At 82.2% G+C, this 281-nt stretch carries 1 protein-coding gene; it reads right to left on the bottom strand.

Features of this window, described 5'->3' with window-relative positions:
* Positions 1-281, bottom strand: a 281-nt coding sequence (locus tag HT134_RS45080) for a hypothetical protein (protein WP_217709117.1), incomplete at both ends; no start/stop codon positions are given.

Here is a 281-nt window from a genome sequence, read left to right as displayed (position 1 = left end):
CCCCACCAGGCCCTCGACCACCGAGCCCACGGCGGGACCCACCACCGGACCCACCGCCGGCCCCGCCGACCCCGGGGCGAGCCCCGCACCCACCGGCCGGCCCACCGCCACGCCGACCGGCAAGGCCACCGCCGCCCCCACCGGCAGGACGACGGGCGACCCCACGGGCAAGCCGTCCGGCCGGCCCTCCGCCCGTCCGTCCAGCGGAGCACGCCCCTCCAGCGGAGCGCGGCCCTCCAGCGGGGCCCGTCCCTCACAGGGCGCGTGCCAGCCGGGCGTTC

Origin of the sequence: Nonomuraea rhodomycinica, assembly GCF_013363995.1 — a bacterium.
Classification (GTDB): Bacteria; Actinomycetota; Actinomycetes; order Streptosporangiales; family Streptosporangiaceae; genus Nonomuraea; species Nonomuraea rhodomycinica.
This window is presented reverse-complemented; position numbering and strand designations above follow the sequence as displayed.